At 70.6% G+C, this 8085-nt stretch carries 6 protein-coding genes; 1 reads left to right on the forward strand and 5 read right to left on the reverse strand.

Annotated features, from left to right (window positions below):
• Positions 1-335 precede the first annotated feature (335 nt).
• Together ABZX02_RS42620 and ABZX02_RS42625 are read right to left on the reverse strand one after the other, a co-directional pair.
• Positions 336-782, reverse strand: coding sequence for an Lrp/AsnC family transcriptional regulator (locus ABZX02_RS42620; protein WP_253327072.1), 447 nt, complete (start codon positions 780-782; stop codon positions 336-338).
• Positions 779-1900 carry a Xaa-Pro peptidase family protein gene (locus tag ABZX02_RS42625; RefSeq protein WP_355307597.1) on the reverse strand — a complete coding sequence of 374 codons (1122 nt, stop codon included), beginning with the start codon at positions 1898-1900 and terminating at the stop codon, positions 779-781. The genes ABZX02_RS42620 and ABZX02_RS42625 overlap by 4 nt, the downstream gene beginning before the upstream one ends.
• Before the next feature lie 28 nt (positions 1901-1928).
• Between ABZX02_RS42625 and ABZX02_RS42630 the strand changes: the two genes are divergently transcribed.
• Positions 1929-2873: a 5'-3' exonuclease gene (locus ABZX02_RS42630; protein WP_355307599.1), complete on the forward strand. Its 945-nt coding sequence runs from the start codon at positions 1929-1931 to the stop codon at positions 2871-2873.
• Here the strand turns inward: ABZX02_RS42630 and ABZX02_RS42635 are convergent.
• The 3 genes from ABZX02_RS42635 to ABZX02_RS42645 all read right to left on the reverse strand — a co-directional run bounded on the left by ABZX02_RS42635 (position 2870) and on the right by ABZX02_RS42645 (position 7724).
• Entirely contained in the window at positions 2870-4075 is a 1206-nt protein-coding gene (locus ABZX02_RS42635) for a GNAT family N-acetyltransferase (RefSeq protein WP_355307601.1), read from the reverse strand. The genes ABZX02_RS42630 and ABZX02_RS42635 overlap by 4 nt on opposite strands.
• Positions 4076-4151: 76 nt before the next feature.
• Positions 4152-4886: a DUF4333 domain-containing protein gene (locus tag ABZX02_RS42640; protein WP_355307603.1), complete on the reverse strand. Its 735-nt coding sequence runs from the start codon at positions 4884-4886 to the stop codon at positions 4152-4154.
• A 96-nt stretch (positions 4887-4982) separates the two neighbouring features.
• Positions 4983-7724: a DEAD/DEAH box helicase gene (locus ABZX02_RS42645; protein WP_355307604.1), complete on the reverse strand. Its 2742-nt coding sequence runs from the start codon at positions 7722-7724 to the stop codon at positions 4983-4985.
• Positions 7725-8085 lie beyond the last annotated feature (361 nt).

Genomic DNA, 8085 nt, shown 5'->3' on the forward strand with positions numbered 1-8085 from the left:
CAAAGTCAAGCCCCAATCGCCGTCGTGGTTGCGTCACCACCGCTTGCACTGAGGCCCATCAGTCACACGCCTCGGCTTCGCCATCGCGTGAGGCGGAAGGGGCGCCTCCGGCGTTGCCCAAGCCGCTTCTCCTCGCCCGCGCTTCCGCTGACCGGGCCGCGCCTCCCCTGACAGCGCGCCGCTTCCCAACCTGAGCCATTCCGACCCGCGCCGTCCCGACCCGCGCCGTCCCCAAGCCGCGCCGCTCTCGCCCTGCGCCGTCTTACCCCTGCTCGGGCCTGCTGCGTTGCTGCGGCGGGCGGTGCCACCGCAGCAATCAGTCGTCCCCGGCGGCCTCAGACCGCGGGCGGCCGGTCCTCGTAAGGCGTCGACAGGACCACGGTTGTCCGCGTCGACACGTTCGCCGACTCCCTGATCTTCTGCAGGAGCTCCTCCAGCGCCACCGGTGAGCCCACGCGGACCCGCAGGACGTACGAGGCGTCGCCCGCCACCGAGTAGCAGGCCTCGATCTCCGGGAGGTGTTCCAGGCGCTTCGGGTAGTCGTCCGGTTCGGACGGGTTGATCGGGAACAGCGAGATGAACGCCGACATCGGCAGGCCGATCTCGGCGCCGTCCAGGCGGGCCGCGTAGCCCTTCACGATGCCGCGCTGTTCCAGGCGCTTCACCCGTTGGTGCACTGCCGAGACGGACAGTCCCACGCGCTCGGCCAGGTCGGTGAAGCTGCACCGGCCGTCCGAGGCGAGTTCCTTCAGTATCGCTCTGTCGATCTGCTCGAGGGTCAAAGCACCACCAGTTCGTGAGGTCGGTTGTTGAATGACTCGACGCCGTCCTGGGTGGCGACCACGATGTCCTCGATGCGTGCGCCCCAGCGGCCGGGCAGGTAGATGCCGGGCTCCACGCTGAAGGCCATGCCTGCTTCGAGCGGCAGGGAGTTGCCGCTCACGATGTAGGGCTCCTCGTGCACGTCCAGGCCGATGCCGTGGCCGGTGCGGTGCACGAAGTACTCGCCGAAGCCCGCGTCGGTGATGACCTTGCGCGCGACCGCGTCGATCTCCTCGCACGTCACGCCGGGCTGCACGGCCTCCACGGCCGCCTTCTGCGCTGCTTCGAGGACGGCGTAGGTGTCCCAGACGTCGTCGTAGGCCGGCTCGCCCATCACGTACGTGCGGGTCGAGTCGGAGTTGTAGCCCTCGGCGACCGGGCCGCCGATGTCGATGACCACGACCTCGCCCGCCTCGATCACGCGGTCGGAGTCGCGGTGGTGCGGGGACGCGCCGTTCGGGCCCGAGCCGACGATCACGAAGTCGGCGACGGTGTGGCCCTCCTCCACGATGGCGGCGGCGATGTCGCCCGCGACCTCGCGTTCGGTGCGGCCGACGCGGAGGAACTCGCCCATGCGCGCGTGCACGCGGTCGATCGCGGCGCCCGCCTTGCGCAGGGCGTCGATCTCGGCGGCATCCTTGCGCATGCGCAGCTCGCGGAGGATCGGACCGGCCAGCGACTGGGTGCCGCCGATCGCGTTGCCGAGCTTGATCGTGTGCAGGGCGGGCATCATGTCCGCCACGGCGGTGCGCGCACCCTTCAGCGCGGCCTTGACCAGCGCGTACGGGTCCTCGCCGTCCACCCACGTGACGACCTCGACGCCGAGCTCGTCGGTCGGGATGGCCGCGTAGCCGGGCTGCTCCAGCTTCGGCACGACCAGCCGCGGCGTGCCGCCGACCGGGAGCGCGAGGCAGGTGAGGCGCTCGAACGAGTCGCCACCGGCACCGATCAGGTACCGCAGGTCCGAGCCGGGCGAGATGAGGAGGGCGTCGACGCCCGCCTGCTCGGCGGCGGCGGAAGCGCGGTCGAGTCGCGCACGCAGCGCGGACACGTCGATGGGCCCGGTGATCGTTGCCATGGTCGAAAGCCTAGTAGCTTGTCCATTCGTGAGCTCTCCCCTGGTGCTGCTCGACTCCGCGAGCCTCTACTTCCGGTCGTACTACGCGCTGCCGGACTCGATGACCGCGCCCGACGGCACGCCGGTCAACGCCGTGCGCGGGTTCGTCGACACGATCGCCCGCGTCATCACCGAACGCGGCGCCGCCCGCCTCGTCGCCTGCCTGGACGCCGACTGGCGCCCCGAGTTCCGGGTGAAGGCGCTGCCGTCCTACAAGGCGCACCGCGTCGCCGAGGACGCCACCGACGGGTCCGAGGAGGTCCCGGACACGCTGACGCCGCAGATCCCGATCATCCTCGACGTCCTCGACGCCGCCGGCATCTGCACCGGCGAGGCGGCGGGCTACGAGGCAGACGACGTGATCGGCGCGCTCGCCCACCACGAGACGAAGTCGCCGGTCGAGGTCGTCACGGGCGACCGCGACATGTTCCAGGTCGTGCGGCACGAGCCCACGCCAGTGCACGTCGTCTACGTCGGCCGCGGCTGGAACAAGGCCGAGGTCCTCGGCCCCGAGGAGCTGGCAGCCAAGTACTCGCTGCCCGTCGAGACCGCCGGGTCGGCGTACGCGGACATGTCCGTGCTGCGCGGCGACCCGTCCGACGGCCTGCCGGGCGTCGCGGGCATCGGCGAGAAGACCGCCGCGAAGCTCATCACCGAGTTCGGGTCGCTCGACGCCGTGCTCAAGGCCGTGAGCGACCCGATGGACCGCAAGCTCACCACCAAGGCCCGCAACGCGCTCATCGCGGCCGAGGAGTACCTGGCGGTGGCACCCGTGGTCGTACGGACCGCGCTGGACGCGCCCGTGGTGCTGGACCGGTCCGACGAGGTGCCGCGCGTGCCGGCCGACCCCGAGCGGCTGCGGGAGCTGACGCAGCGCTGGGGTCTCGGCAGCTCCGTGCCGCGCCTGGTGAACGCGATGGAGCGGCGGGCCTAGAAGAACGTCGAGCAGAGCGGGGCGACGGGGCTCGCGAACAACGCGTCCGCCTCGTCGAACCGCGTCCCCTCGATCCGCCGGGCGGCGGCGAGGTCGGAGAACCTCGTGTCGCCGAGGTACACCGCGCCGAGCAGGTCCACGGGAATCGTGATGTCGGCGGCCGCGTCCACCCGTTCGGCGCCCTCGGGCGAGATGCGGTAGCGGCCGTCGTTCGCGGGCAGCAGCTTGTCGCGCACCTCGACGACGACCGGGGCCGCCTGACCGTAGGTGCGGGCGGCGAGCATGCGCGGCACGTCCACGAGGCGCAGCCAGACCTGGTCGAAGACGTCCTTCGTGTACACGACGCGCGGGTCCTCGAAGAGCCAGGCGAGCGGGTCGTCGAGGGCGGCGTCGACCTCGATCGTGTCGATCAGGTCGAGGCGGGTCAGGTAGATCCAGAGGTCGCGCCACGCGTCGGCGTTGGCCGCCACGAAGTCCTCGACCTCCATGTGGTGCTTGAAGTCCTTGTCCTCGGACACCTTGTAGGACACGTAGCCGTCGTCGCCGTCCAGTCCACTGTGGACCACGGTGACGAGGTTGTTCGAGTCGCCGGTGCGGTCGAACGCCCTGACCCACCAGCCCTGCCAGCGCGTGATCTGCCCCGGCCTGCCCAGGCCCGCGGCGGTGTGCAGGTCCGGGAGCGTCTTCTCGGCGGTGTCGGGGTCCAGCATCCGCACGCTGCCCGTCATGGCGCCGGGGATCGCCGCCTTGCGGGCGTCGACGCGCAGGAACCGCACTCGGGTGGCGAGGCCGTAGCCGAAGCGGCCGTAGATGCGGCCCTCGGACGCCCTCAACGTGGCGACGGGATCGGGCAGCGTGCTCAGTTGTTCGCGCATCAGGGCGCTCAGCACGCCACGGCGCGTGTAGTCCGCACGGACGCCTACGCGTGACACGGCGGCGTGCGGCACCTTGGCACCGCCGGGGACGACCATCGTGCTCGCGAACGACTGGGTCGAGCCGACCATCGTGTCGCCCTCGAACGCGGCGTGCACGCGGCCGTCCTCGTACGACGGCTGGGTGAGCTTCCACTGGTCGTCGGTCGGCGGGCCCCAGTGCATGGCCCGGCGGAAGAGGGTGTTGTGGGCGCGGTACTGGGCGTCGTCGGTCAGAACGCGGATCTCCGTCACGCCCGCGATCGTCGCCGAGGCGGCCGCCGAACGCACGTCAGTTTTCCCCGGGAACGCGGAAGGCGCCTCGCGGGTGGTCTCCCGCGGAGCGCCTTCCGTGCACGACAGGGGGTCAGCCGGTGGGCTGGCCGACCTCGTACTCGCCGTCCTCGGTCTTGACGACGATCTTGACCTTCTTGTCCTTGCCGCCGACCTGGACCTTGCACTCGAACGAGGTGTTGGGCTTGACCTCGTTCTCACCGGTGCAGGTGGCCGCGCCGACGTCCGAGATCTTGTACTCGTCCTTCAGGATCTGGACGACGCCCTTCTGGACCTCGGTGTTGTTGAAGATCTTCTTCTTGAAGAACGCCGGCGACACGAACCCGGTGAACAGCACGCCACCCACGAGCAGCACGACGACCACCGCGGCCACCCAGATGGCGGCGCTGGACTTCTTCTTCGGCGGCATCGGCGGGCCGTAGCCCGGCTGCTGGCCGTACGGGTTGGGCTGCTGCTGGCCGTACGGGTCCTGGTGCTGGCCCGGCATGCCGTACTGCTGGGTCTGCTGGCCGTACGGGTCCTGGGCAGGGGTGCCGTACGGGTTCGACTGCGGCTGCTGCTGGCCGGGCACGCCGTACTGCTGCGTCTGCTGCTGCGACGGGTCGAATCCCGGGTACGGCTGCTGCTGGCCCGGCTGGGGCTGCGGCGGGCCGTACGGGTTCTGCTGCCCCGGCTGCTGGGCCGGGAAGCCGCCGGACGGCGTGCCGGGAGGGAAACCGCCTCCATAGGGCTGCTGCGGCGGTTGCGGCTGCTGGCCCCAGGGCTGCTGCGGATCGTTCCCTCCGGACGGTCCGTACGGGCTGCTCATCTGTCGACCTCCGTGTGTACGACGTTGCGGCGAAATCCAATCACACCGTTGACGTCAGTCTTTACTCCGACTCGCAAAACCTTCGTCAGGCTCATGTCACATCATCGCCACAACTCCGCGCCTCAGCGCGTCGACGGCCTTGGCAGCGGCCGAACCGACCGGGTCCTGTCGGCCGACCACCTCACGGATCTGGTCCAAAAGGTCGATCACCTGCCGGCACCAGCGCACGAAGTCGCCCGCGCCGAGCTCGTTGCCCCCGGCCTCGGCGGCGCTCAGCACCTTCTCGAGCGACTCGCCGCGCGCCCAGCGGTACACCGGCCAGGCGAAACCGGGGTCGGGCTGGCGGGTGATGCGTTCGAGCTTGTGGCGCCGCTCGTCGTCCTCGATCTCCGCCCAGAGCCGGACGGTCTTGAGCATCGCGTCCGACACCGGGCCCTGCGGCAGCCGCGCCTCGACCGGACCGTCCCGGCGCGCCTCGTAGACCAGCGACGACACGACCGCCGCCAGCTCCTCGGGCTTGAGGCCCTTCCACACGCCGTTGCGGATGCACTCGGCGGCGAGCAGGTCCGACTCGCTGTAGAGCCTGGTCAGGCGCATGCCGTCGGGCGTGACCTCCTCGGCCTCGCTGAGGTAGCCGCGCTCGCGCAGCAGCGCGCGGATGCGGTCGAACTGGCGCGCGAGCGAGTGCGTCGTCGCCGCGACCTTGCGCTCCAGCTGCTGGTTCTCGGCCAGCAGCCGGTGGTAGCGCTCTCCCCACCGGGCGTGGTCCTCGCGCTGGTCACAGCCGTGGCACGGGTGGGCGCGCAGGGCGCGGCGCAGCGTCGCGAGCTCGGGGTCGTCGTCCGCGGTGGTCTGCTTGCGGCCGCGGGAGGGCACGGTGATGCCCGTGTTGCGGATCGTGGACGCGAGGTCGCGCCGCGACTTGGGCGACCGCACGTCGACCTGCTTGGGCAGCCTGATGTGCCCGAGCACGATGACCGGCGACGGGAAGTCCGCCGAGGTCAGGCGGCCCGACCAGCGGTCCTCGGTGACGACCAGCGGCTTCGCCTCGCCCATCGGCTCCAGGCCGGGGTCGATGACGACGGCGAGACCGCTGCGGCGCCCGGACGGCACCGCGATCACGTCGCCCTTGCGCAGCCGTTCGAGCGACTTGGCCGTCTCGATGCGGCGCGCGTTCGTGTTCTGCTTCGCGAGCTGCTTCTCCCGGTCGCCGATGCGCCGCCGCAGCGAGGCGTACTCCGCGAAGTCGCCCAGGTGGCACGTCATCGACTCGGAGTAGCCCTCGAGCGCCTCCTTGTTGCGCTCGATGCGGCGCGCGAGGCCGACCACCGAGCGGTCCGCCTGGAACTGCGCGAACGACTGCTCCAGGATCTCGCGCGCCGACGCCGCCCCGAGCTGGTGCACGAGGTTGACGGCCATGTTGTAGCCGGGCCGGAACGACGAGCGCAGCGGGTACGTGCGGGTGGACGCGAGCCCGCCGACGGCCTTCGGGTCGATGCCCGGCTGCCAGACCACGACCGCGTGGCCCTCGATGTCGATGCCACGACGCCCCGCACGACCCGTGAGCTGCGTGTACTCACCCGGCGTGAGGTCGACGTGCGCCTCGCCGTTGTACTTCACGAGCTTTTCGAGCACGACCGTGCGCGCGGGCATGTTGATGCCGAGCGCGAGCGTCTCGGTCGCGAACACGACCTTGACCAGCCCGCGGACGAACAGCTCCTCGACCGTCTCCTTGAACGCGGGCAGCAGGCCCGCGTGGTGCGACGCGATGCCGCGTTCCAGCGCCTCCCGCCACTCCCAGAACCCGAGCACGCCGAGGTCGGCCTCGGGCAGGTCGCGCGTCTTCTCGTCGATGATCCGGCGGACCTCGTCGGTCTCCTCCGGCGAGTTGAGCCGCAGCCCGGCCCGCGCCGTCTGCGCGACCGCCGCGTCGCAGCCCGCGCGGCTGAACACGAACACGATCGCGGGCAGCAGGTTCGCGTGGTCCAGCCGCTGGATCATGTCGATGCGCGACGGAGGCTTGAACCCGCTGTTGCGACCGGCCCGCGCGTTGTTCGGGTTGCGGTTGCGCCCGCGGCTGAACGGCACGTGGTACCGCGCGAGCTCCTCGGTCTTGCGCAGCACCTGCGAGTTGATCCGCGCGTGCGTCTCGTCGCCCTCGAACAGGTCGAGCATCTGGTTGCCCACCAGCATGTGCTGCCACAGCGGCACCGGCCGGTGCTCGTCGACCACGACGGTGGTGTCCCCGCGCACCGCCACCAGCCACTCGCCGAACTCCTCGGCGTTGCTGACCGTCGCGGACAGACCGACCACCTGCACGTGCTCGGGCAGGTGGAGGATGACCTCCTCCCACACCGGCCCGCGGAACCGGTCGGCGAGGTAGTGCACCTCGTCCATCACGACGTACGCGAGTCCGTCCAGAGTGGACGAACCCGAGTACAGCATGTTCCGCAGCACCTCGGTGGTCATGACCACGACCGGCGCCCCGCCGTTGACGCTCGTGTCGCCGGTGAGCAGGCCGATGTTCTCCGGCCCGTACCGCGCGGTGAGGTCGGCGAACTTCTGGTTGCTCAGCGCCTTGATCGGGGTCGTGTAGAAGCACTTGCGACCCTCGGTGAGGGCGAGGTGCACGGCGAACTCGCCGACCACCGTCTTGCCGGCACCGGTGGGGGCGCAGACGAGCACTCCGTGGCCGTCCTCCAGGGCCTCGCAGGCCTGGCGCTGGAACGGGTCCAGCTCGAACGAGATGACGGAGCCGAAGTCGGTCAGTTTGGGCCGCTGGGCGTTGCGCCTGGAGTGGGCGTAGGCCTCGGCCGGGGACCGGGGAGCACTTGACACCCCTTCAGGCTTTCACATCGCACCGACAATTGCCGTCGAGATAGATTAACTTCAGGCTGCACTGAAGATATTGAGGTGGTTGGCGCGGCTGGATTGGGAGTTTGCGCTGGTCGGGGGCGGGGTTGCGTTGGTTGGCGCGTGCAGGTCGGCTTGCGTGGGCTGGTGCCTGTTCCAGCGGGGTGGGCGGGTGCCGTGCGACCTGTTGCCTTGCGAGGGTGGTCGCCTTTGGCCGCGCGTCCCGTCGCCTTCCAGCGCTGGGGTGGCTTGGCTGCGCCATTGCCCTTCATGCGCGGGGTGGGTGGCGGGCTCCCCCCCCCCCCCCCCCCCCCCCCCCCCAACAAAAATAGCGTGAACCCCACCC

The organism is Lentzea sp. NPDC003310 (assembly GCF_040610935.1).
In the GTDB taxonomy this organism is placed as follows: Bacteria; Actinomycetota; Actinomycetes; order Mycobacteriales; family Pseudonocardiaceae; genus Lentzea.

What these genes read in the sequence shown, in the direction of transcription:
- ABZX02_RS42625 (WP_355307597.1), bottom strand. Translation starts at nt 1,900, where the DNA reads ATGGCAACGATCACCGGGCCCATCGACGTGTCCGCGCTGCGTGCGCGA.
- ABZX02_RS42640 (WP_355307603.1), bottom strand. Translation starts at nt 4,886, where the DNA reads ATGAGCAGCCCGTACGGACCGTCCGGAGGGAACGATCCGCAGCAGCCC.